The following is a 21,373-nucleotide window of genomic DNA, read 5'->3' on the forward strand; positions in this document are numbered from 1 at the left end:
GCTCAGCCGCCGTGGTTATGCAGCACGGCATTGCGCCGCGCGTAGCCGAAGTAGATCACCAGCCCCACCGCCAGCCACACCAGGAAGGCGATCCAGGTCAGCGCCTGCAGGTGCGCCATCAGGAACAGGCAGAAGCCGATCGACAGCAGCGGCACCACCGGCACGCCCGGGCAGCGGAACGCGCGCGGCAGTTCGGGCCGGGTCTTGCGCAGCACCAGCACCGCCACCGAGATCAGCGTAAAGGCCGCCAGCGTGCCGATATTGATCAGCTCGGCCAGCACGTTCAGCGGCACGAAGGCGGCAATCGCGGCAAACACGATGCCCACGGTCCAGGTGGCGAAATACGGCGTGGCATGCACCGGGTGCACGGAAGACAACCGCTCGGGCAGCAGGCCGTCGCGCGACATCGCAAAGATCACGCGGGTCTGGCCGTAGGTCATCACCAGGATCACCGTGGTCATGCCCAGGATCGCGCCCAGGTCGACAAAGCCGGCCACCCAGTTCTGGCCCGCGAACTGCAGCGCCAGCGAGACCGGGTGGTCCACGCCGGCAAACTTCGCGAACGGCACGATGCCGGTCATGATGGCGGCCACCACCACATACAGCACCGTGCACACCGCCAGCGAACCGATAATGCCGATCGGCAGGTCGCGGCGCGGGTTGCGCACCTCTTCCGCGGCCGAGGTCACCGCGTCGAAGCCGATAAAGGCAAAGAACACCAGCGCCGCCGCATTGAAGATGCCGGCAAAGCCGAATGGCGCAAACGGCTGCCAGTTGGCCGGCTGCACATGCCACACGCCCACCGCGATAAACAGCAGCACCACGCCGATCTTGACCGCCACCATCAGGTTGTTGATGCGCGTGGATTCGCGCACGCCATATGACACCACCCAGGTGATGGCCAGCATGATCAGGCACGCCGGCAGGTTCAGCATGGTCTTCACCCCCGGCACGGACCCTGGCGCCGCGCTCAGCACCGCCGGCAGCTTCAGCCCGAAGCCCGCCATCAGCGACTGGAAGTAGCCCGACCATCCCACCGACACGGCGGACGTGGCCAGCCCGTATTCCAGCAGCAGGTCCCAGCCGATCATCCACGCGACGATCTCGCCCAGCGTGGCGTAGCTGTAGGTATAGATCGATCCCGACACCGGGATCGCCGAGGCGAACTCCGCGTAGCACAGCGCGGCAAAGCCGCAGGCCAGCGCCGCGATCACGAACGACACCGTCAGCGCCGGCCCCGCGGTCAGCGCGCCGGTGCCGGTCAGCACGAAAATGCCGGTGCCGATGATGGCGCCGATGCCCATCATCACCAGGTCGATCGGACCCAGCACCTTCTTCAGGCCGTCATCGCGCGCGACGGCCAGCATCGCGTCGATGTCCTTGGTTCGGAACAAGCTCATTCAGACTCCCTGCAACTATGGCCGGGCACGAGGCGGCAAGGCGGCGGCCCGGAAAAAGGGCGGTAGTTTACGCCCGCGGCGGCGCGAAGGCGTCACATTGCGCGCCCCGCGCGGGGCAGGCACGTCATCGAATGATAGGAAAGGCCGGGCTGGCCGGCACTGACCGCAGGCAAAACGACAGAAGGAGCATGTCAGCCGCCGCAGCCGGGCGCCGACAGGATGCCGTCCACGCGCGCCAGTGCGGCGGCAAGCGGATCGAGCGCCAGCAGTGCGGCGCCGGCAAGGGCCTGTGCCGCCAGCGCGGCAATCCTTGCGCGCAGCGCCCACGCCATCGCCCAGGCCGCCAGACCCAGCGGAGCAAGGGCCGCGCAGGCAAGCAGGAGCCGCGGCAGCATCAGCACTTCAGCGGCTGGCAGCCTCGGGCGCCGCGGCGTGCGCCGGGCCCTTGGCCAGTGCCGGCAACGGTCCCGCGCGGCGCAGGCCAAACCACGAGCACGCGGCGGAGCACAGCGTCACCGCCACCAGCGCCGTGATGCTGTGCTGGTAGCTGCGTGTGGCATCGAACGACCACGCCCCCAGCTGCACCGTCAGGAAGGCGCCCAGCTGGTGCCCCAGGAACAGCAGGCCGAACACCTTGCCCTTGATCCGGCTGACGTAGCGCTCGAAGCAGAACATCGAGGTCAGGATCACCGTGCCCAGGTAACTGGCGCCAAAGCCGACCGCAAACGGCAGCACGCCCAGGCCCGGCACCAGCAGCAACAGCATCGATGCCGAGCGCAGCGCGTAGAACGCGGCCAGCAGCCGGTGCTTATCCCAGCGCAGCGCCAGCGCGCCGGAGACCAGGCCGCTGGCCAGCTCCAGCGCGCCGAGCGTGCTCATCGCATAGCCCATCGCCAGCCGCGGCACGCCCTGCCCCTGCCAGTACGCGATCAGGTGCACGTCGATAAAGGCCATGGTGGCGCCGCAGCCGAAGAAGCCGGCTGCCAGCGCATAGAACACCGGGTCATGCCGCACCACCGTCCATGCCGGGAGGTCGGCCTCGGTCGTGCGTGGCGCCGGTGCGGACGCCGGCTCCCAGCGCGAAGCCAGCCACAAGGCGCCGGCCACCGGCAACGCAAACACCGCACCCGCCACGCCGAACGCCGTGATCCAGCCCGCCTGCGGCTGCAGCCAGATCCACAGCGGCGACAGCACGACAAAGCCGATCGCGGTGCCGTTGGTAACCACCGCATAGGCCAGCCCCTTCCTGCGTTCCTCGAACAGCCGGTCCACCAGGATGCCCATCGGCACAAAAGTCATGGCCGCCAACCCGAACGCGCCGGCAAGGCCGAACATCAGCACGAAGAACGTCAGCGATCCCGGCCACAGCGCCGCGCTGCCCAGCGCAATGCCTGCCGCCAGCGCACCGGCGGCCGCGGTGCGCAGCGGGCCGACGCGATCGCTGAGCGCGCCGACCACCGGCGACATCAGCCCGGTGGCCAGCATAAAGACACTGCCGGACCAGGCAAACTGCGCACGGCCCTGCCCGAAGTGCGTGGCGAGGTCGACGAAGTACACCTGGTAGAGGCCCTTCACCGCGGTCGACACGAACATCACGGCAAAGCCGATGGCGACCAGGACCACGGTGACGGCGGGCAGGCGGGTGCGGTGCATGGCGATCTCTCTTTGGCAGGGGTTCGTTGACCATGCTAAGGAAAGCCGGCCGCCTGCCGGGGCAACGCCATGGACCAGAAAAGCAAATTTTCGGCCATCGGCGATACAAAGCCTGTCATTCGCGCGAGAATGCCGGCATCGTCCTCGCGATCTCCACACTGGTGATGACTACCGCCTATTTCCTGGTGCTGCCCAATGTCCACATGCTCGACCTCGGCGGGCCGCTACAGATCCTGTCGAGTGTGGCCGAACTTGGGCTTGCGCCACTCACTGTGCGTTGCGTCGGCCCGCATTCCAGCGTCACGTCCTTCCAGGGTCCGGCGCTTGGCCGCGTTGAACGCCTGCCCGCCCGGCTCGAAGCCGGCGATGTGGTGATTGCCGTTGGCAGCAAACTTCTGGACACATTGACGAGATCGCCTGCGTGGCACGATAGCGCGGCATGGTTGAGGGAAAGCTTTGGTGAGGGCAGGAATGGCGGGGTGCAGGTGGCCGCAGTCTGCACCGGCGCCTTCCTGCTCGGCGCAGCGGGCCTGCTCGACGGGCGCCTGTGCACGACACACCATGCACATATCAAGCGCCTGCGCGCGCGCCATCCGGATGCCTCGGTGATCGACAACCGGGTGTTCGTCCGCGACGGCAATGTCTGGACCTCGGCCGGCGTGGCCTCCGGTATCGACCTGGCGCTGCGGCTGGTGGCCAACGCCTGCGGCGACGAGGCCGCGATTGCGGTGGCGCGCGATAACGTAGTGCCGTTCCGGCGCTTCGGCGCCGATCCGCAGCTTGATCCGCAGTTCAGCGCACGCTCGCACGGCAACCCGCTGGTGCATGCAGTGCAGGATGCGATCTCGCGCGACCTGGAAGCCAACGTCGCTGACCCGCGCTTTGCGCAGCGCTTCGCGGTCAGCGTCAGGCACCTGTCGCGCCTGTTCCATGAGGAAACCGGCCTCACGCCGAAGCAATACCAGCTTACCCTGCGCATGGCACGCGCGCGCAAGCTGCTGGCCGCATCGACGCTGCCGGTGGAAGCGATCGCGTTGAAGAGCGGCTTCGCCAGCGTGCAGGCCTTCCGCGCCTGCTGGAACAAGGGAGAAGCCGGCACGCCGAGCGCCTACCGGCAGGCCAGCACGCGCAGCGCGGAATAGCCGCACTCAGGCGTGAAACAAGCGGCCGCTGGCGCCTGAACGGAGCGGGGACCGTCAACCGGTCCCCGCCCGATAGGCACAACAACCTACTTAGCCACCGGCATGGTGAACTCAGCGCCCTTGGCGATCGAATCCGGCCAACGCTGCATCACGCTCTTGTAGCGCGTGTAGAAGCGCACGCCCTCTTCGCCATAGGCATGGTGGTCACCGAACAGCGAGCGCTTCCACCCGCCAAAAGAGTGCCAGGCCATCGGCACCGGGATCGGCACATTGATGCCGACCATGCCCACCTGGATCTGCCGCGCGAACGCGCGCGCAATGCCGCCGTCGCTGGTGTAGCACGACACGCCGTTGCCGTACTCGTGCGCATTGATCAGCGACACCGCTTCGGCAAAGTCATGCACGCGCACCACCGACAGCACCGGGCCGAAGATCTCTTCCTTGTAGATCGCCATGTCCGGCTTGACGTTGTCGAACAGCGTGCCGCCGACATAGAAGCCGTTCTCATGGCCATCGACCTTGTGGCCGCGGCCATCGGTGACCAGCGTCGCGCCCTCTTCCACGCCCTTGGCGATATAGCCCTCCACCTTCGCCTTGTGCGCTGCAGTTACCAGCGGACCCATTTCGGCGTCGGACTCCATGCCGTTGCGGATCTTCAGCGAGCTGGCGCGTTCGGCGAGCCGCGGCACGAGCTTGTCGGCGACGTCGCCCACCGCTACGGCTACCGAGATCGCCATGCAGCGCTCGCCGGCAGAACCATACGCGGCACCGATCAGCGCATCGACCGCCTGGTCGAGATCGGCATCCGGCATCACCACCAGGTGGTTCTTGGCACCGCCCAGCGCCTGCACGCGCTTGCCGTGCTTGGTCCCTTCCGTGTAGATGTATTCGGCGATCGGCGTCGAGCCAACGAACGACAGCGCCTGGACGTCCGGATGCGCGAGCAGCGCGTCTACGGCTTCCTTGTCGCCCTGCACGACATTGAACACGCCATCGGGTAAGCCAGCCTGGCGCAGCAGGTCGGCAATCAGCAGGCTCGGCGACGGATCGCGCTCCGACGGCTTCAGCACGAAGGTATTGCCACACGCCAGCGCCACCGGGAACATCCACATCGGCACCATCACCGGGAAGTTGAACGGCGTGATGCCAGCCACCACGCCCAGCGGCTGGCGCAGGTTCCAGTTGTCGATGCCGCCGCCGATGTTGTCGGTGAAATCGGTCTTGAGCAGGTTGGGGATGCCGCAGGCAAATTCCACCACCTCGATGCCGCGCGTGACTTCGCCCTTGGCGTCCGAGAACACCTTGCCGTGCTCGCGCGTGATCAGCGCGGCCAGGTCGTCGTGGTGCTGGTCGAGCAGTTCCTTGAACTTGAACAGGATGCGCGCGCGGCGCAGCGGCGGGGTGTCGGCCCAGGCCGGGAATGCGGCCTGGGCGGCGGCGACGGCATCGGCCACGTCCTGCGTGGTGCCGAGCGCCACGCGTGCCGCGACCTCGCCGGTGGCGGGATTGAACACGTCCGCCAGGCGTTGGCCGCCGGCGCGGCGCACGGCGCCGCCGATGAAATGGTGGATCTCGGCCAGTTGCCGGTTTTCTGCGATGCTCACTTGGGATTTCCTTCGATTGCCGCGGCACGCAAGTCAGCGCGCGCCCCGGCGTGCAGTCAGGGAGGCCGGACCCGCAGGTCCGGCGGCAATGCGATGTGGCGCGCGCCGCTTACTTGATGTCCTGCAGCGCCTTCTTCACCGTATCGAACATTTCGCCGATCTGGGCTTCAGAGATGATCAGCGGCGGCGAGAACGCCAGGATGTCGCCGGTGTAGCGCACCAGCACGCCGAGTTCCAGGCACTTCAGGAAGGCCTCATACGCGCGCGCGCCGGGCTGGCCGGGACGCGGCTCCAGCTCGATGCCGGCGACCAGGCCATAGTTGCGGATGTCCTTCACGTGCGGCGCGCTGCGTACGCCGTGCACCGCGGCTTCGAACACCGGCGCCAGTTCGGCGGCGCGGCCGAACAGGTTTTCGCGCTGGTACAGGTCGAGCGTGGCAATGGCGGCAGCCGCGGCCAGCGGGTGGCCGGAGTAGGTGTAGCCATGCAGCAGCTCGATCGCGCCCGGCGCGGCCGAATTGACCACGGTGTCATGCACTTCGCGGCGCACGGCGACGGCGCCCATCGGCACCGCGGCGTTGTTGATCGCCTTGGCCATGGTGATCAGGTCCGGCGTAACCTTGAAGCGCTCGGCCGCGGTGGCGGCGCCCAGGCGGCCGAAGGCGGTGATGACCTCGTCGAAGATCAGCAGGATGCCGTGCTTGCTGGTGATTTCACGCAGCTTTTCCAGGTAGCCGACCGGCGGCACCAGCACGCCGGCGGAGCCGGCCAGCGGCTCGACGATCACGGCGGCAACGTTGGACGGGTCGTGCAGCGCCAGGATGCGCTCCAGCTCATCGGCCAGGTGCGCGCCCCATTGCGGCTGGCCCTTGGAGAAGGCTGCCTCGGCGATATTCAGCGTGGCCGGCAGGTGGTCGGTGCCCGGCATCAGGTTGGCCGAGAACGCCTTGCGGTTGGGGCCAATGCCGCCCACCGCCATGCCGCCGAAGCCCACGCCGTGGTAGCCGCGCTCGCGGCCGATAAAGCGCGTGCGCTGGCCTTCGCCGCGTGCACGGTGATAGGCCAGCGCGATCTTCAGCGCGGTGTCGACCGACTCCGAGCCCGAGTTGGTGAAGAAGATGCGGTCCAGGCCCTGGGGCATGATCGCGGCCACCTTGGTGGCGGCCTCGAACGACAGCGGATGGCCCATCTGGAACGGCGGCGCATAGTCCAGCGTGGCGGCCTGGCGCGCCACGGCCTCCGAGATTTCCTTGCGGCAGTGGCCGGCGGCCACGCACCACAGGCCGGCGCAACCATCCATGATCTGGCGGCCGTCGTGGGTGGTGTAGTACATGCCGCTGGCCGACGCCAGCAGGCGCGGCGCCGCCTTGTACTGGCGGTTGGCGGTGAAGGGCATCCACAGGGCATCGAGATCGGGAATCACGGTCTTGGCGGCGTCCATACGTCCTCCTAGGGGGAATCGGGTCGGATTGGCGGGTAGCACGCTGGCTGGCAGCGCGTCGGCAATGAGGGCCACTCTACCGGCGGCGTCTGGCCGACAAAATATACAGTCCGGACAAGGCTGCCTTACCGTGCAGTTTGAACATGCCAAACCGTACAGGCAAGCGCCATCGGGGTCCCGCCAGCCCGCCCCCGTGCCACGACCCGCGCTGGACTGCGGGGTGTCATCCCACGCTGCACTGCGGCAAATTTCGCTTTGCGGAATGCCACCGCAGCCTGGCCTGCCTCCAGCCGCTAAACTGTACAGGTTCACGCCTGCCCGAGTGCCTGATGCTGACCCTGAACCTGACCCGCAGCCGCCGCGACGGCGACACCCTGACCGAGCAGATCGTCGCCGGCATCGCCGCACTGGTTGAGCAGCGCGCGCTGCGCGCCGGCACCGCCCTGCCCTCGGTGCGCCGCTTTGCGCAGCACCACCACGTCAGCACCTTTACCGTGGCCGAGGCCTACGGCCGGCTGACCGCGCTGGGCTACCTGGCAGCGCGCCCGGGCTCGGGCTATACCGTGGCGCACCGCCATGCCCCGGCCGGGCGCGCGCGCGCACCGCACTGGGAGGCGCCGGGACTGAACGCGGCGTGGCTGCTGTCGGATGTGTTCGCCGACCACTCGGTGCCGATCAAGGCCGGCGCCGGCTGGCTGCCCGGCGACTGGCTCAACGAGGAAGGGCTGCACCAGGCCATGCGCGCCTCGGCGCGCGTGCCGGCGGCGCAGCTGTCTGGCTACGGCCATCCGTACGGCTTTGCGCCGCTGCGCGAGCATATCGCCGCCGGCCTGGGCCAGTACGGCATCCCGCTGCAGGCGCAGCAGGTGGTACTGACGCAGGGCGCCACGCAGGCGCTGGACCTGGTGGTGCGCACGCTGCTGCGTGCCGGCGATACGGTGCTGGTGGAATCGCCCTGCTACTGCAACCTCTTGCAGATCCTGCGGCTGGCGGGGCTGCGCGTGGTGGGCGTGCCGCGCTCGGCGGCGGGGCTGGATACCGACGCGCTGGACGATGCCATCCGCGCCCACGCCCCGCGCGCGCTCTTTATCAATACCGTGCTGCAGAACCCGACCGGCGCCAGCCTGAGCAGCATGAACGCCTTCCGCGTGCTGCAGCTTGCCGAGCAGCACCGGCTGCTGGTGGTGGAGGACGATATCTACCGCGAGCTGGCGCCGGCCGGCTCGCCGATGCTGGCGGCCATGGACGGGCTGTCGCAGGTGGTCTATATCAATGGCTTTTCCAAGACCATCACGCCGTCGCTGCGGGTCGGCTATCTGGCCGCCAGCCCCGACCTGGCCAAGGCCTTCGCGCGCACCAAGATGGCGGTCGGCCTGACCTCATCGGAAGTCACCGAGCGGCTGGTCTACTCGGTGCTGACCAGCGGCCACTATGGCCGCCACGTGGCGGCGCTGGCCGAGCGGCTGCGCGCGCAGCAGGATCGCGTCACGGAAAAGATGGAAGCCCACGGGCTTGAGGTGCTACTGCGCCCGGAGGGCGGGATGTTCGCCTGGGCACGCCTGAACGAGGCGGCACAGGCGCGGCTGCAGGCCAGCCGCCGGGGCGAGCCGCTTCACGGCAACCGCCTGGCCACGCTGGCGCTGGAGCATGGCATCTGGCTGGCGCCAGGGTCGTATTTCGAGCCGGACGAGACCGATTCGCCGTGGATCCGCTTCAACGTGGCCACCGGCGATGCCCCACAGCTATGGCAGTTCTTTGACCGGTTGGCGCAGGCGCCGCGCGCGGCCTAGCATCCGCGCAGGACGCAGGGGTCAGCTCCAGAGGCGCTCGACGAACCAGCCCGCGGTGGCGCAGAGGCCCAGCCAGGCGGTCAGGCAGATAGCGATAAATCGATAACTCATCTCGGAATGGACAACAAAATCGTTAAGACAGTGTGAATTCTTCGTTGGATGATACATCCATTCATGAATGTATGTAAGACTCGCATGGAATTCCCGCGGACAATCAGGGGCTATTTGTATCGCGGGGAGCACACAAAATACGCGCCAGCTGTCCCTGCAACCGTCAGGGACGCGGCCGCCGAAGCGCCGGGGCTCTGCTACCCTTGTGACTGCATTACCCCACGCGGGGTGAGGATTTTCAGCTCTCAAGCGCTCAGCAGAACCCGGCCATGCATAGCCACGACCTGTCCGCCTGGACCCACACCCACGCCTTCGACGCCGGCAACCGCGCCGCCGAACGCGGCACGCGCCTGGTGATGGCAATCACCGCCGCCACCATGGTGGTGGAGATCGCCGCCGGCCTTGGGTTCAACTCGATGGCGCTGCTGGCCGATGGCTGGCACATGAGCTCGCACGCCCTGGCCATCGGCCTGTCGGCCTTCGCATACGCCGCCGCGCGCCGCTATGCCGGCGACCGGCGCTTTGCCTTCGGCACGTGGAAGATCGAAGTGCTGGCCGGCTTTGCCAGCGCGGTGTTCCTGCTTGGCATCGCGGCGCTGATGGCGGCCGGCTCGGTCGAGCGGCTGTTCAGCCCGCAGGACATCCACTATCGCGAGGCCATGGCCGTGACCGCGCTCGGCCTGCTGGTCAACCTGGGCTGCGCGCTGATCCTGGGCGGCCATGCGCACGGGCACGACCACGGACACGACCATGGCCACCATCACCACGGCCATGACCATGATCACGGCCACGGCCACCACCACGACATCAACCTGCGCGCCGCCTACGTGCATGTGCTGGCCGACGCCGCAACCTCGGTGCTGGCGCTTGTCGCGCTGGCCGGCGGCTGGTGGCTGGGCTGGGCGTGGCTGGATCCGGTGATGGGCCTGGTGGGCGCCGCGCTGGTCGGCAGGTGGGCCGTCGGCCTGATGCGCCAGAGCGGCGCCGTGCTGCTGGACCGCGAGATGGACCACCCGGTGGTGGAAGAAGTGCGCGAGGTGCTGGCGGGCCTGGACCCTGCCGACGCCAACGGCGAGGAACGCACCCGTGTGACCGACCTGCATGTCTGGCGCGTGGGCCGGCAGCAGTTTGCCTGCATCGCCTGCCTGGTCACGCACGATCCGGTGCTGACGCCGCAGCGCGTGCGCGAGGCACTATCCGTGCATGAGGAACTGGTGCACGTGACGGTGGAGATCAGCCGCTGCGACGGCGCGCACTGAGGCGTGCCATCGGTGCTTGCGGGTTCAGTCCAGCTCGCACCACATGCATAGCGGCGGTGTATCGGTATGGCGGTGGAATTCGCTCGATGACATGACCTCGGCCGGCAGCTTCGCGGCCGGCACCAGCGTAAAACCGTAGCGCGCGAAATAGCTCGGGCAGCTTGAGGCCAGCAGCACCGCGCGCCGCGCGCCATTGGCGCGCGCGCGCATCAGCGCGGCGCGCACCACATGCGTGGCCACACCCTGGTCGCGGTGTTCCGGCAATACGGCAACACTGCGGATCACCACGGTCTCGCCGAAACGCTCGCCGGCAGCGCAGCCAATGATCTGCGCGCCAAGGATGGCAACGTGGAAATGCTCGAGCAAGCGGGCCACATCGTCCACGGGCAGGCCGCAGCGTTCCAGCACGCTGCCCACGGCTGGCGCGTCCGAGGGCACGGCCGCCCGGATCCGCAAGTCTTTGATCATCTGGAGCCTCTCTTTTTCACATCACCTCGCGACGGGGACACCATGGAAGCCCGGACATGGTTGTGCCGCCATCCGGCGGCACGGGTTGCACGCAGGCCATGTGGCCTGTCAGGCAACATTACCTGATTCGATGGCGTTGTTCTATTGGGGAAGTAACGGAACAGCGAGGCCGAAATGGCCCGAGCCAGCGCAGGCATTACGCGCGCCACGGCATGGCTGCCGTGCATGGCGGGTCACTGTGACAGGCGCATGAAAATTGGGGGAAGTTGCGCGGGCGCGCACAAGACTGCCCGGCAACATGTGCCGGGCAAAGAAAAAACTGGAGGCGGGGATACGGAATCGAACCGTCGTGTACGGCTTTGCAGGCCGTTGCATCACCACTCTGCCACCCCGCCGCTGACGCCGCGTCTGTGCGACGCTACGTGCTGCGGGCCGCAGTGTAGCGGGAAATGGAAATCTTTGCAGGAGACGGTACCGGACCCTAGCCCATCGCGGACTGGATGTAGTTCTGCAGCCCGACCTTGTTCACCAGTTCCAGCTGCGCCTCGAGCCAGTCGATATGTTCCTCGGTGTCGGCCAGGATATCGACCACGATCTCGCGCGAGACATAATCGCCGACCGACTCGAAAAACTTGATTGCTTCCTTGCAGCTGGCCTGCGACACCTGTTCGAGCTTCAGGTCGCAGCCGAGCATCTCCTCGGTGTTCTCGCCGAGCAGCAGCTTGTCCAGGTCCTGCAGGTTGGGCAGGCCATCGAGCAACAGGATGCGCTCGATCAGCTTGTCCGCGTGCTTCATTTCCTCGATCGATTCCTCGTACTCGTGCTTGCCCAGCGCACCGAGCCCCCAATGCCGGTACATGCGGGCATGCAGGAAATACTGGTTGATCGCAGTCAACTCATGGCGTAGCTGGCCATTGAGCAACTGGATCACCTTCTTGTCGCTTTTCATGACTGCCCCCAACGACCCCTCAAAACCGATGGACCCACTCTCATTTTCGTAATCACGAAAACCCCGCAGTGATAATCCCGCCGCGAATTTCATGGTAGTCCGGCAAGAGCGGACATCAAGCAAATTCGGCCTGCTGCCGCTTTTTCGCCGGGTTTTCACGCGCCATTGCAGATGCGAATACCAATGGTTTCCATTCGATTTCCAAAAGCGCATCGCGCGGCATTGTGCAAATAGAAAAGCGGGCGCACACGGCAATTGCCGCGCCGCCCGCCATCGGGAACCAGTCGTGTAAATCAGTCGAGCTTCGCGCCCGAATCCGCCACCAGCGTCTTCAGCACCGGCCAGTCGCGCGCATACAGCGCCTGCGCCTCGGCCGGCGAGCTGCCCACCGTGCGCAGCCCCAGCGCGACCAGCCGCTCCTGCATGTCGGGCGCCTGCAGGATGGCGCGCACTTCGCCTTCAAGCCTGGCGAGAATCGGCGCGGGCACGCCCACCGGCGCCACCAGGCCGATCCAGCCGACGGTCTTGAAGGCGCTGTCCTGCATGCCGGACTCAGCGAAGGTGGGCATGTCAGGCAACGCGCTGCTGCGCTGCGTGCCGGTCACCGCCAGCGCCTTGAGCTTGCCGCTCTGGATATAGGGCTTGGCGGTCAGGATGCTGGCAAAGCCGAACTGCACCTGCCCGCCCAGCAGGTCCTGCACCATCGGCGCCTCGCCCTTGTAGGGCACGTGCGTGGCCTGGCCGTGCACCAGCTTGCTGTAGTAGGCGCCGCTCAGGTGCGACAGCGAACCCACGCCCCACGAGGCATAGCTGAGCTTGCCCGGCCGGCTGCGCGCGTATTCGCCCAGTTCACGCACGGTGCGCGCCGGCACCGATGGATGGGCCACCAGCACCAGCTGCGCATCGGCCAGCACGCTGATCATGGTCAGGTCCTTGCGCGGGTCGTAGGGCAGTTTCTGGTACAGGAATTGGTTGGTCAGCACCGACTGCGTCAGGGTCATCAACAGCGTGTAGCCATCCGGCGCGGCCTTGGCCACGGCGTCGGTGCCGATGATGCCCGAGGCGCCCGCCTTGTTGTCCACCACCACGGGCTGGCCCAGGCGCTTGCTGAGCTTTTCGCCCATGGCACGGGCGATGGTGTCAGTGCCGCCGCCGGCCACGTAAGGCACCACGATGCGGATCGGTTTGGCGGGATAGGTCTGTGCCGCGGCGGGAAGGGCCAGGCTGAGCGAAAGCCCGCCAGTCAGCCCGCCAGCGGCCAGCGCGAGCCATGCGCGTCGGTTCATGTCGTCTCCAGGTCGTCTTTATGGTTTTGGACAACGTTAGCGGGCTTGAGAAATTACGTCCAATGCAATATTTTTCAGTTTTTGATGCAAAATTGGTTAATTTACTGGGGCTGACTTGGGGCTGAGGCAGCTGCATCACTTCGTCACGCTGGTCGAGCAAGGCAGTTTTGCCCGTGCCGCCAGCGCCCTGCACCTGTCGCAGCCGGCGCTGACGCGCAGCATCCAGGCGCTGGAAGCGGACCTGGGGCCGCTGATCGACCGCAGCTACGGCAAGGTGCGGCCAACCGCTGCCGGCATGCTGGCGCTCGAACGCGCGCGCCGCATGCTGCGCGAACAGCGCGAGTTGCGGCGCGACCTGCAACTGCTGGAGGAAGTAGAGATCGGCACGATCCGCGCGGGCTTCGGGCCGTTTGCGGCATCGTTCCTGCTCGATCCCGTGCTCGAGGCGCTGGTGCGGCGCTACCCGCATCTGCGCATCGACCTGGAGACCGCCGACACGCCGGCCATGCGGCGTTCGCTAGAAGCGGAACGCCTCGATGTGTTTGTCGGCGAAAGCCGCAGCCTGGTGGAACTGGGACACCTGCAGATTGACCGGCTGCCGGCGCTGGAAACGGCATTCTTCGTGCGCAGCGGGCATCCGCTGGCGCGGCAGCGCGAAGTCACCCTGGCTGAGCTGCGCGCCTATCCGGTGGCCGGGACCCGGCTGCCGGCGCATATCCTGCGCTTCTTCCGGCAGGCACTGCATGAAGCCAGCGGTGGCAGCGGCCCGGTTTCCGAGGACGCGCCCGGGCTGATGACCGTCACCTGCAACGACATGCACGCGCTGCGCTCGCTGCTGCTGGCCGTCGATGCCGTGGCGCTGGTGCCCGTGGCGATGATGGCCGACGCCTGCGCGCAAGGCATGGCCGTGGCCCTGCCGATGCACCCGCCAACCGAGCTGAGGGCGCAGTATGGGATCGTGTCGCTGGCCGGGCGCTCACCGTCGCCGGCCATGCGCGCATTCACGGCGCTGGTGCACGAAGCGGTGGCGCAAGCCAGCGGCGATGCGGGCTGTAAGCCCGGGTCATAGCCCGGGGGTTCGCGATTCAGCCAGCGGCCACCGCGGGCTGCCCCGCTTCGACACGCGACGGCAGGTGCGCGGCCAGCCGGCGGCGCGAGCGCTCGGGGTTGACCACGTACAGCCCGGCCAGCGCCGCCGCCACCATGATCGCGCCGCACACGGCCAGGCCCAGCTCGAAACCGCGTGCCCCCGGAACGTTCTGCACCAGCACGCCCGTGACCAGCGGCGCCAGCACGCCGGCCAGCGACGACACCGATGCATCGATGGCGAGGATCGCACCGCGCTGCCCCGCCGGCACCACCTCGGCCAGCATCGCCGGGCCCAGCGAATAGATCGCCGGCGCGCACACGCAGGCCACTACCAGCAGGCCCACCCGCATGGCCGGCGTGGTGTCCGGCCACAGCAGCAACAGGAAGAAGCCGCCGGCCAGCAGCAGCATGCCGGCCGAGACCCGCCCGCGCGCCACCCGCGACGACACGCCGCGCGCCAGCAGCCGTTCAGAGAACCACGCAATGGCCAGCGTCAACGGCAGGTTGGTGCCGATGATCAGCGCGAACAGCTTGCCGCTGACGGCGTGGCCGAAGCCCAGCCCGCTCTGCAGGTAGGCCGGGATCCAGGTCAGGCACAGCGCCAGGCCCCAGTACGCCGCCAGCCGCAGCGCGAAGCAGCCGAGCACCGTGGGATCGCTCAGCAAGACGCGGTATGGCAGGCGCAGCGGCGCGCCGGCGGCCGCGGAGGCGTGTGGGGCATCGTGCCCCGCCGGGCGTTCGTCGAGCGTCCCTTCGCGCCCGAGCGCCAGCCACGCCACGGCCCACAGCACACCCAGCGCCGCCAGCACGTAGAAGTTGGCGCGCCAGCCCCAATGCACGGCGACCGCCGGGATCAGAAAGCCCGCCAGCACGATGCCGATCCCGGCCCCCTGCGTCAGCACCGCCACGGGCAGGTTGCGCCGGCGGTCCGGAAACCACTTGTAGCAGGCGTGGATCGCCACCGGCGCAGCCGGCCCTTCCATGAAGCCCAGCAGGATGCGCGAGACGATCAGCACCGCCAGGCTGGACGACAGCGCCAGCGGGATCTGGCACAGCGACCATGCCAGCGCCATGCAGACCAGCAGCCGCGAGGTCGGCGTGCGGTTGGCAAGAAAGCCGCCCAGCACGCCGGACACCGCGAACAGCCAGAAGAAGCTGCTGCCGACCAGGCCGAACTGCGCCGGCGTCAGCCCCAGTTCATCCATCATCGGCGCGGCCAGCAGGCCCACCACCATCTTGTCCATGGCGTTGACCACCAGGAAGAAGAACAACAGCGCTGCGGTCAGCCACGCGCGGCGCGGCTGGTAGGACATGGTCATGCGAGGTCTCCCCAAGGGCGGACATCGGTCTCCGGGCGGCACCTGATAGGCACGGCGCCGCTCAATTCGTAATATGGATTACGTTTTCTGGCCAGTATCTTGGCCGGATACGGTTCACGACATCCGTAAAAACACGGACATGCCGGGGCGGGCCCACGCCACGCCCCGCGGGGAGAAAGGGTCGTCATGGAAAACAAGCTGACCGGGCTGGAAGGCCACGCCGGCTATGCCGCACCGCGCTATTCACGCGGCCTGCGCACCACGCTGCTGCTGCTGGAAGCCGGCCGCCGGCTGCTGCGCGAGCGCACGCTGGAACAGGTCTCGATCCAGGAAATCTGCGCGCACGCCGGCGTCACGACCGGCGCGTTCTACAGCCGCTTCGAAGGCAAGGAGAGCTATTTCAAGGCGCTGCAGGCCCTGGTGCTGGTCACGCTGCGCAAGGGCATGGCCGAGCGCCTTGCGCAACTCGACACATGCCCGCCGACGCTGGAAGACGCCGTGTGCACGCTGGCGCGCGACAACCGCATCTGGGCCTACCGCAATGCCGGGGTGCTGCGTGCCTCGCTGGTTGCCCGCGTCACCAGCGGCGAGGATCCGATCCGGCAGCTCAACCGGCAATACATGGACGACCTGGCTTCACGCCTGGCGCGGCTGCACCCGGCGGCCGCCTCGCCGGAACTGGAACTGCGCATCCGCTTTGCGCACCAGGCGCTGGCCGGCACCCTGCTGTACGCGCTGATCAACCGCGACAGCACCTTTGCGCTGTCGGACCGGCGGCTGGATATGGAGATGGCGCGGGCGTTCCTGCTGTACGTGGCATAGTCGCGCGCCGCCAATGCAAAGAGGCCCCGCGGGGCCTCTTGGTTCTTTAGCAACTTTGATTAGTTGTTGCGACACGCTCCGTAATTGTTGCGACATCGCACGGAAACGGCGGCTACACGCCAAACCTCGAAATTTGACAAACCGCCGTCTGCCCTCGGTTTCGCTCCAAGATTGCTCAGTAACTCTGGAGCGCGGTGCACTCTAATTAGTTGTTGTGTCATTCGGGGTTGGCCTACCTCTCGGACCAGCATCTGCCTAACTAGAATGAGGCGAGCCGCTCTTCCAAGTCCGGGTCAGTGCACCAAGCGGCACTTGTAGTAGTTTCGCCCGAGTCTCTCGGTTTTGGGCGAGGCGGCGGCATTTGTCGGGTCTGTGCTGGCGGCGCGCTGGAGTCGCCTCCTCCCTTCGGGCGGGCCGGCATGGCGACGTCCTTTGATGCCTGCGCCAAGTGCACGATTTGCGGCGGCTTGCTCGATGATGCCTTGCTGCTTCTGAGTCATACGGGACCGGTCCCGCTTGGCTGATGCCCTCTTCTGGGTGTCGTCGTCCTCAAGCGACTCGTCCAATCTAACCGCATTTAGACCGCCGCTCTTGGCGTTTGCCTCCTCCATAACGGTCTCATGCCCAATAACGAGGTCCCATTCCAGCCTCGAAATGCCGTCGTACAGCTTCCTTTCAGACTCGCTGGTTACCGTGAGCTCGCTTGGATTCCCGTCCTCTGGTAGCCAAAGCAGCTTATGGGGGTCTGCAACGCATTGCACCTCGACATAGACATTCTTCTCGCCAACCAGAGGCGCCATGTCTTCGTAGTACGCTTCCAGGGCGGTCGACGAATAAGTGAGATGCGCAATCCTGACTTTGCCACGCCTGCATTGGCGCGGTACCCACTCGCTGTACCGTGACCACACCTCCATAGATGACAACTGGCGAGCCGCATCGCCGTGTCGACAGTATTTTTGCGTGTACTCGAAGATTGCCTTCGGCGTCTTTCCTTTGCCTTTCTCACGTATCTGTGCCGTGCGCTTCCTACGCTTCGAGTAGTAGAGGTTGACGTGATTGATGGCCTCGAAAAGATATCTCTCAAATTCCTTGAAGGAGACCGGTGAGGCCTTCCGAGCTTTCTCGCGCTTGTCTTTTGACCGGTAGTCTTGACGACGTGTGTAGCCTGACTTATGTCGCGACATGAATTCCATCATCAGACGGTTCAGCGACTCGCCAATCGCTCGTAACTCTGGACGGCTCAGCGGAGGAATGCTCACGCGGAGCTTCATCCTATCCACAACAGCCCGGAGAACAGATTTCGACTTTCCCGGACCGTTGTCGACATACACTTCGTCGAAGTTTCCATGCAAAAGTCCGCGAGTATCTGGAAGGCCAAGTGCTTCCGCCTTGCTGTCCGGGCCCGCCTTGGGCAGATGCACTGAAGCGATGCACTCTCGATAGGCCCGCGCATTTTCCCGGCTCAGTGACAAAGAGTAACCCACTACTGCAGACGACAAGCGTGACACCCCAAATATCACCCAAACAACCACGGGCGCTTTGTGGTCCTTGTCTGGATGCTGCACGTACATCTTGGCGGCAAATCCATCCACGTCAATGATTTCCACCGTTCCGCCTGTAGGGTCTGTCGCCTCACCAGTACGCGCCGCCCTATGAATCGAGTGTAGCCTAGCCCCATCACGCGCCTCTTCGAGTTTGTGCTTTTTTATGAGCTTGTTTGCGTGGTAGAGGTACGTTTGCAAGGTCGGAATCTCAAAGTCGCTCTTGCCCGCATAGTGATACTTGCGCATGTACCAATAAGTCAGCGTCTTTGACTTCTTCCCCTCGACATACCATTTGCGGAGTGCCTTTAGTATCTTCTCTATATCCTCCTCAGTCACAGGCTAACTCACAGAATCACTGGCTTGTCCTGCAGTTCATTCTCGCCACGCTCGCGGATGGGGAAATGCCTTTCCAGATGCTGGCTGATGGCCAGTATGCCGGCGATGACACCACGTTGATACTCGGCGAGGCGGAACGCCGCCTCCATCTGTCGGCAAATGGTATCCCACTCTTGTTGCGGGACCTTCGCGTGGATGCCACGGTCAGCAACTATCTCAACGCTCCGGTCTGCCAGCAACAGGTAAATCAGAACACCATTGTTGTGTTCCGTATCCCAGACACGCATCTGAGAGAAGACCTCGACAGCTCGGTCACGCGCCGATAACCCCGTGAATAGGCTCGCCAAACTCAGCGCGCCCTCCACGACAAAGCAGAGTTGTCCGATATGGCTGGATTCGCTCGCCGCAATGGCTTGTTCGACTGCCTTTAGTACATCGTCTGGGAAGGCACGCCTTACCCGCCAGTGCGTCATCAACAGATGTCTCACGATGCGTTTGACGTTTTCCATCACCATCTACCCGAAGCGCCGCCGCCGCCAAAGCCGCCACCGCCACCCCCGAATCCACCCCGTCCGGACCCGCCACCGAAACCGCCACGACCGCCAATACCTCTCCAGCCCATGTGTGAGCCGCCGAACAGCGTAAAGAAGAGCGCGATGGCGCCAGCCATAAATCCGACCGCAAGGGCACCCGACAGCAGCCAACCGATGATTCCGACTGCCCCGCCAGCGGCCACGGCCCCCGGGCCTCGACCCAGGATGGAGCGCAGCAGCCCGCCCAGCACCACCGTGAGCACAAGGATGACCGGCATGAGCTGGCGTACTGGGTCGCGCTCCCCCCTTTCACGCCGTGGTGCTGGCAAGGGCTCTCCGTTGATAACACCCATGATGCGTTCGACACCGGCTGTCACGCCGCCATAGAAGTCGCCCTGTTTGAATCGGGGAACGATGTCGTCGCTGATGATGCGTTTGCTCATGGCATCGGTTAGGACACCCTCGAGACCGTAGCCGACCTCGATACGCATCGTTCGGTCGTTCTTTGCAATGATGAGCAGGGCTCCATCATCCGTTCCTTTGCGCCCAAGTTTCCATTTCTCAACCACACGAATCGAGTACTGCTCAATCGCTTCGGGTTGCGTAGTGGGAACCATAAGAACCGCGACCTGGCTCCCTTTTTCTGCCTCGAATGCTTGCAGCTTTTGCTCCAGGGTCGCCACTTGCTCGCTGGTAAGCGTGCCAGTCAGGTCGGTCACGCGCGCTGTCAGGGAAGGCACTGCCACGTCGGCAGCAGCGCCCAGAGACACAAAGGTTAGAAAGGAAAGAAACAAGCCTCTTGCGGCCGAGAGCCACTTCACTTGGCACCTCCAGGCGCGCTTGCCGGCGCGGCACCGAATTCAACTCCTGGTGGCTTGGCAATCGTCGCTTCGCTAGCGACCGTGAAATTGGGCTTCTCCTTGTAACCAAAAGCCATTGCCGTTAGGTTGGAGGGGATCGTGCGGACCGTCACGTTGTAGGCCTGCACAGATTGGATGTACCGGTTTCTCGCGACGGTTATCCGATTCTCGGTACCCTCGAGTTGGGACTGCAAATCCCTGAAGCCCGCGTCGGCCTTCAACTGCGGATAGTTCTCGGAAACCGCCAGGAGCCTAGACAAGGTCCCCGACAATTGCTGCTGTGCGGCCTGGAATTGGGCGAATGCCTTCGGGTCGTTCAGAGTCTCGGGCGTGACCTGCATGGCGCCAACACGCGCACGAGCCTCCGTCACCTGCGTCAGGACTTCACGCTCATGGCTGGCGTAACCCTTCACAGTGTTCACCAGGTTAGGGACCAAGTCAGCACGGCGTTGGTACTGGTTCACCACTTCCGACCAGCTTGCCTTGACCTGCTCATCCTGGGTCTGAATCGTGTTGTACCCACACCCTGTGAGGCTGACTGCAAGCATCGCTGCAAAAACCAACCATAGTTTGCGCACAAAACACCTCCGTCGCTCTGCCGTCCCAAATGCAAACCGCATGGGCCCAATAATCCGCTAAAGGGCCTGCCCCAAAATTGGGTTTTCAGCATTTACTGTAGGTGACGTGGACGACAGCTTTATTGATTTCCCTCAAGGGCGATGGGGCCGGGCGCGTCAAGCTCCCTGGAGTGCCCGTCTCGGCCTAGGCTTTTGGCACACGTGCACCAGTTGGCACATTTCATTAGGTTTCGCCTAAACAAGTGCTTGGCAGTGGGTTCGAAATCGATGCCTAGAATGTCTGCATGCCGACCGCGCGAAGGAGGTTGTAATGCCCGCCACGGAGAACATTGTGTTGGCCATTTCCAGCGTCCCTTCGCGGCCGAGGGAGCAAACCGAGATGTGCGAGCACAAGGGCATCGGACATCCCGATAGCCTATGCGATGGGGCTGTCGAAGCTGCGGCTCGCGCCTTGTGTCGCGCCTACCTCGAAGCCTATGGAGCAGTCCAGCACTTCAACCTGGACAAGGCTCTACTCATCGGCGGCATGAGCGCGCCAAAGTTCGGCGGTGGCAAAGTGCTGCGCCCAATGCGATTGATAGTATCTGGCCCGGTTACCGAGCTTCCGTCGGCCAAGGTCGAGCAGGTTGTTGAGCAGGCCATTCGCGAGTACCTGGCAACGTCCTTGGGCGGGATTGGCAATGACATCCGCATCGAACCAATCCTGCGTCCCTCAGCGCCGAACCTTCGGCGGGTGACGGACTCCCCGTCTATGCCACTGTCCAATGACACATCCTTTGGCGTGGGTTATGCGCCACATACATTGCTTGAAAGAGCGGTGCTGTCGGCCGCGCGCCTCCTGCGCTCAAGTGCATTTAGAGAAACGTTTGAGGCGGCGGGGCTCGATTACAAGGTGATGGGGAGTCGGCTGGATGAGCATCAGCGCCTCATCATTGCGCTGGCGTTTGTGGACCGATGTGTGCGCGGCGTCGATGAGTATTTCACGCTCAAGGAGGAAATTGGGTCGTATCTAGCCGAGCGCATCGGCATTGAGTGTGAGATTGCAATCAATACCCTCGATAACCGAGATGCCAGCGACGAAAGCGGGATTTACCTGACGGTCACTGGCCTAACAGGCTGCTGAAGTACTCACCGCGCAAGCGATGAGGCTCCCCCCGCAAGGCCGGGGGGCGCTATTTTTCACAATCCG

At 65.2% G+C, this 21,373-nt stretch carries 20 protein-coding genes and 1 tRNA gene; 6 read left to right on the plus strand and 15 right to left on the minus strand.

The genetic code is table 11. The features are described from left to right. Positions 1-2: 2 nt before the first annotated feature. The 3 genes from bcaP to AC07UK_RS35115 all read right to left on the minus strand — a co-directional run bounded on the left by bcaP (position 3) and on the right by AC07UK_RS35115 (position 3,053). A complete protein-coding gene (gene bcaP, locus AC07UK_RS35105) occupies positions 3-1,400 on the minus strand; it encodes a branched-chain amino acid transporter BcaP (RefSeq protein ID WP_494687709.1) in 1,398 nt (465 codons plus the stop codon). A 191-nt stretch (positions 1,401-1,591) separates the two neighbouring features. Beyond that, positions 1,592-1,795 carry a hypothetical protein gene (locus AC07UK_RS35110; RefSeq protein WP_494687708.1) on the minus strand — a complete coding sequence of 68 codons (204 nt, stop codon included), beginning with the start codon at positions 1,793-1,795 and terminating at the stop codon, positions 1,592-1,594. A 7-nt stretch (positions 1,796-1,802) separates the two neighbouring features. After that, positions 1,803-3,053 carry an MFS transporter gene (locus tag AC07UK_RS35115; protein ID WP_494687707.1) on the minus strand — a complete coding sequence of 417 codons (1,251 nt, stop codon included), beginning with the start codon at positions 3,051-3,053 and terminating at the stop codon, positions 1,803-1,805. Positions 3,054-3,217: 164 nt separating this feature from the next. Here AC07UK_RS35115 and AC07UK_RS35120 point away from each other — a divergent pair, with 164 nt between their 5' ends. Further along, positions 3,218-4,195, plus strand: coding sequence for a GlxA family transcriptional regulator (locus tag AC07UK_RS35120; protein WP_494687706.1), 978 nt, complete (start codon positions 3,218-3,220; stop codon positions 4,193-4,195). Positions 4,196-4,281: 86 nt separating this feature from the next. Here the strand turns inward: AC07UK_RS35120 and AC07UK_RS35125 are convergent, their stop codons facing one another. Together AC07UK_RS35125 and aptA are read right to left on the minus strand one after the other, a co-directional pair. After that, entirely contained in the window at positions 4,282-5,799 is a 1,518-nt protein-coding gene (locus AC07UK_RS35125; protein ID WP_494687705.1) for a CoA-acylating methylmalonate-semialdehyde dehydrogenase, read from the minus strand. Between the two features lie 109 nt (positions 5,800-5,908). After that, positions 5,909-7,240, minus strand: a complete 1,332-nt coding sequence (aptA, locus tag AC07UK_RS35130) for an omega-aminotransferase AptA (protein WP_436220688.1) — start codon at positions 7,238-7,240, stop codon at positions 5,909-5,911. Between the two features lie 329 nt (positions 7,241-7,569). Between aptA and AC07UK_RS35135 the strand changes: the two genes are divergently transcribed. Continuing rightward, positions 7,570-9,030, plus strand: a complete 1,461-nt coding sequence (locus AC07UK_RS35135; RefSeq protein ID WP_494687704.1) for an aminotransferase-like domain-containing protein — start codon at positions 7,570-7,572, stop codon at positions 9,028-9,030. 380 nt (positions 9,031-9,410) lie between these two features. Beyond that, positions 9,411-10,400 (plus strand): CDF family Co(II)/Ni(II) efflux transporter DmeF, encoded by a 990-nt coding sequence (gene dmeF / locus AC07UK_RS35140; protein ID WP_494687703.1) that lies wholly within the window; start codon positions 9,411-9,413, stop codon positions 10,398-10,400. Positions 10,401-10,424: 24 nt separating this feature from the next. On the opposite strand, the gene AC07UK_RS35145 is transcribed toward dmeF, so the two are convergent. The 5 genes from AC07UK_RS35145 to AC07UK_RS35165 all read right to left on the minus strand — a co-directional run bounded on the left by AC07UK_RS35145 (position 10,425) and on the right by AC07UK_RS35165 (position 13,103). Continuing rightward, complete coding sequence (locus AC07UK_RS35145; RefSeq protein ID WP_013955363.1) at positions 10,425-10,868, minus strand: GNAT family N-acetyltransferase; 444 nt, start codon at positions 10,866-10,868, stop codon at positions 10,425-10,427. Between the two features lie 320 nt (positions 10,869-11,188). Beyond that, positions 11,189-11,263, minus strand: a tRNA-Cys gene (locus AC07UK_RS35150). Positions 11,264-11,349: 86 nt separating this feature from the next. After that, positions 11,350-11,817, minus strand: a complete 468-nt coding sequence (gene bfr, locus AC07UK_RS35155) for a bacterioferritin (RefSeq protein ID WP_013955362.1) — start codon at positions 11,815-11,817, stop codon at positions 11,350-11,352. Between the two features lie 115 nt (positions 11,818-11,932). Then, positions 11,933-12,091, minus strand: a complete 159-nt coding sequence (locus AC07UK_RS35160; RefSeq protein WP_436220685.1) for a hypothetical protein — start codon at positions 12,089-12,091, stop codon at positions 11,933-11,935. Positions 12,092-12,110: 19 nt separating this feature from the next. After that, positions 12,111-13,103, minus strand: coding sequence for a Bug family tripartite tricarboxylate transporter substrate binding protein (locus tag AC07UK_RS35165; protein WP_494687702.1), 993 nt, complete (start codon positions 13,101-13,103; stop codon positions 12,111-12,113). Between the two features lie 115 nt (positions 13,104-13,218). Between AC07UK_RS35165 and AC07UK_RS35170 the strand changes: the two genes are divergently transcribed. Further along, a complete protein-coding gene (locus tag AC07UK_RS35170; RefSeq protein WP_494687701.1) occupies positions 13,219-14,172 on the plus strand; it encodes a LysR family transcriptional regulator in 954 nt (317 codons plus the stop codon). Between the two features lie 16 nt (positions 14,173-14,188). On the opposite strand, the gene AC07UK_RS35175 is transcribed toward AC07UK_RS35170, so the two are convergent. Beyond that, positions 14,189-15,511, minus strand: a complete 1,323-nt coding sequence (locus tag AC07UK_RS35175; protein WP_436220682.1) for an MFS transporter — start codon at positions 15,509-15,511, stop codon at positions 14,189-14,191. 186 nt (positions 15,512-15,697) lie between these two features. Here AC07UK_RS35175 and AC07UK_RS35180 point away from each other — a divergent pair, with 186 nt between their 5' ends. Further along, positions 15,698-16,333, plus strand: coding sequence for a TetR/AcrR family transcriptional regulator (locus tag AC07UK_RS35180; protein ID WP_494687700.1), 636 nt, complete (start codon positions 15,698-15,700; stop codon positions 16,331-16,333). A gap of 293 nt (positions 16,334-16,626) precedes the next feature. Here the strand turns inward: AC07UK_RS35180 and AC07UK_RS35185 are convergent, their stop codons facing one another. Genes AC07UK_RS35185 through AC07UK_RS35200 form a run of 4 tightly spaced genes read right to left on the minus strand, consistent with a single transcriptional unit; the run spans position 16,627 to position 20,154 of the window. After that, positions 16,627-18,213 carry a TnsB C-terminal domain-containing protein gene (locus tag AC07UK_RS35185; protein ID WP_494687699.1) on the minus strand — a complete coding sequence of 529 codons (1,587 nt, stop codon included), beginning with the start codon at positions 18,211-18,213 and terminating at the stop codon, positions 16,627-16,629. Positions 18,214-18,221: 8 nt separating this feature from the next. Beyond that, positions 18,222-18,722 carry a TPM domain-containing protein gene (locus AC07UK_RS35190; protein WP_494687698.1) on the minus strand — a complete coding sequence of 167 codons (501 nt, stop codon included), beginning with the start codon at positions 18,720-18,722 and terminating at the stop codon, positions 18,222-18,224. Beyond that, positions 18,722-19,567, minus strand: a complete 846-nt coding sequence (locus AC07UK_RS35195; RefSeq protein ID WP_494687697.1) for a TPM domain-containing protein — start codon at positions 19,565-19,567, stop codon at positions 18,722-18,724. Before AC07UK_RS35195 ends, AC07UK_RS35190 begins: the two co-directional genes overlap by 1 nt. Then, on the minus strand, positions 19,564-20,154 hold the full coding sequence (locus tag AC07UK_RS35200; RefSeq protein WP_494687734.1) for a LemA family protein: 591 nt from the start codon (positions 20,152-20,154) through the stop codon (positions 19,564-19,566). The genes AC07UK_RS35195 and AC07UK_RS35200 overlap by 4 nt, the downstream gene beginning before the upstream one ends. A gap of 340 nt (positions 20,155-20,494) precedes the next feature. Here AC07UK_RS35200 and AC07UK_RS35205 point away from each other — a divergent pair, with 340 nt between their 5' ends. Then, positions 20,495-21,307, plus strand: a complete 813-nt coding sequence (locus AC07UK_RS35205) for a methionine adenosyltransferase (RefSeq protein ID WP_494687696.1) — start codon at positions 20,495-20,497, stop codon at positions 21,305-21,307. The last annotated feature ends 66 nt before the right edge of the window (positions 21,308-21,373 follow it).

This window comes from Cupriavidus sp. GW821-FHT07C08, assembly GCF_059419025.1.

Coding starts and splice junctions, on each gene's coding strand:
- AC07UK_RS35160 (WP_436220685.1), bottom strand. CDS start 12,091: ATGGCGGGCGGCGCGGCAATTGCCGTGTGCGCCCGCTTTTCTATTTGC.
- AC07UK_RS35120 (WP_494687706.1), top strand. CDS start 3,218: ATGACTACCGCCTATTTCCTGGTGCTGCCCAATGTCCACATGCTCGAC.
- AC07UK_RS35190 (WP_494687698.1), bottom strand. CDS start 18,722: ATGGAAAACGTCAAACGCATCGTGAGACATCTGTTGATGACGCACTGG.
- AC07UK_RS35115 (WP_494687707.1), bottom strand. CDS start 3,053: ATGCACCGCACCCGCCTGCCCGCCGTCACCGTGGTCCTGGTCGCCATC.
- AC07UK_RS35180 (WP_494687700.1), top strand. CDS start 15,698: ATGGAAAACAAGCTGACCGGGCTGGAAGGCCACGCCGGCTATGCCGCA.
- AC07UK_RS35110 (WP_494687708.1), bottom strand. CDS start 1,795: ATGCTGCCGCGGCTCCTGCTTGCCTGCGCGGCCCTTGCTCCGCTGGGT.
- AC07UK_RS35135 (WP_494687704.1), top strand. CDS start 7,570: ATGCTGACCCTGAACCTGACCCGCAGCCGCCGCGACGGCGACACCCTG.
- AC07UK_RS35145 (WP_013955363.1), bottom strand. CDS start 10,868: ATGATCAAAGACTTGCGGATCCGGGCGGCCGTGCCCTCGGACGCGCCA.
- dmeF (WP_494687703.1), top strand. CDS start 9,411: ATGCATAGCCACGACCTGTCCGCCTGGACCCACACCCACGCCTTCGAC.
- AC07UK_RS35175 (WP_436220682.1), bottom strand. CDS start 15,511: ATGACCATGTCCTACCAGCCGCGCCGCGCGTGGCTGACCGCAGCGCTG.
- aptA (WP_436220688.1), bottom strand. CDS start 7,240: ATGGACGCCGCCAAGACCGTGATTCCCGATCTCGATGCCCTGTGGATG.
- AC07UK_RS35200 (WP_494687734.1), bottom strand. CDS start 20,154: ATGCTTGCAGTCAGCCTCACAGGGTGTGGGTACAACACGATTCAGACC.
- bfr (WP_013955362.1), bottom strand. CDS start 11,817: ATGAAAAGCGACAAGAAGGTGATCCAGTTGCTCAATGGCCAGCTACGC.
- bcaP (WP_494687709.1), bottom strand. CDS start 1,400: ATGAGCTTGTTCCGAACCAAGGACATCGACGCGATGCTGGCCGTCGCG.
- AC07UK_RS35205 (WP_494687696.1), top strand. CDS start 20,495: ATGCCCGCCACGGAGAACATTGTGTTGGCCATTTCCAGCGTCCCTTCG.
- AC07UK_RS35165 (WP_494687702.1), bottom strand. CDS start 13,103: ATGAACCGACGCGCATGGCTCGCGCTGGCCGCTGGCGGGCTGACTGGC.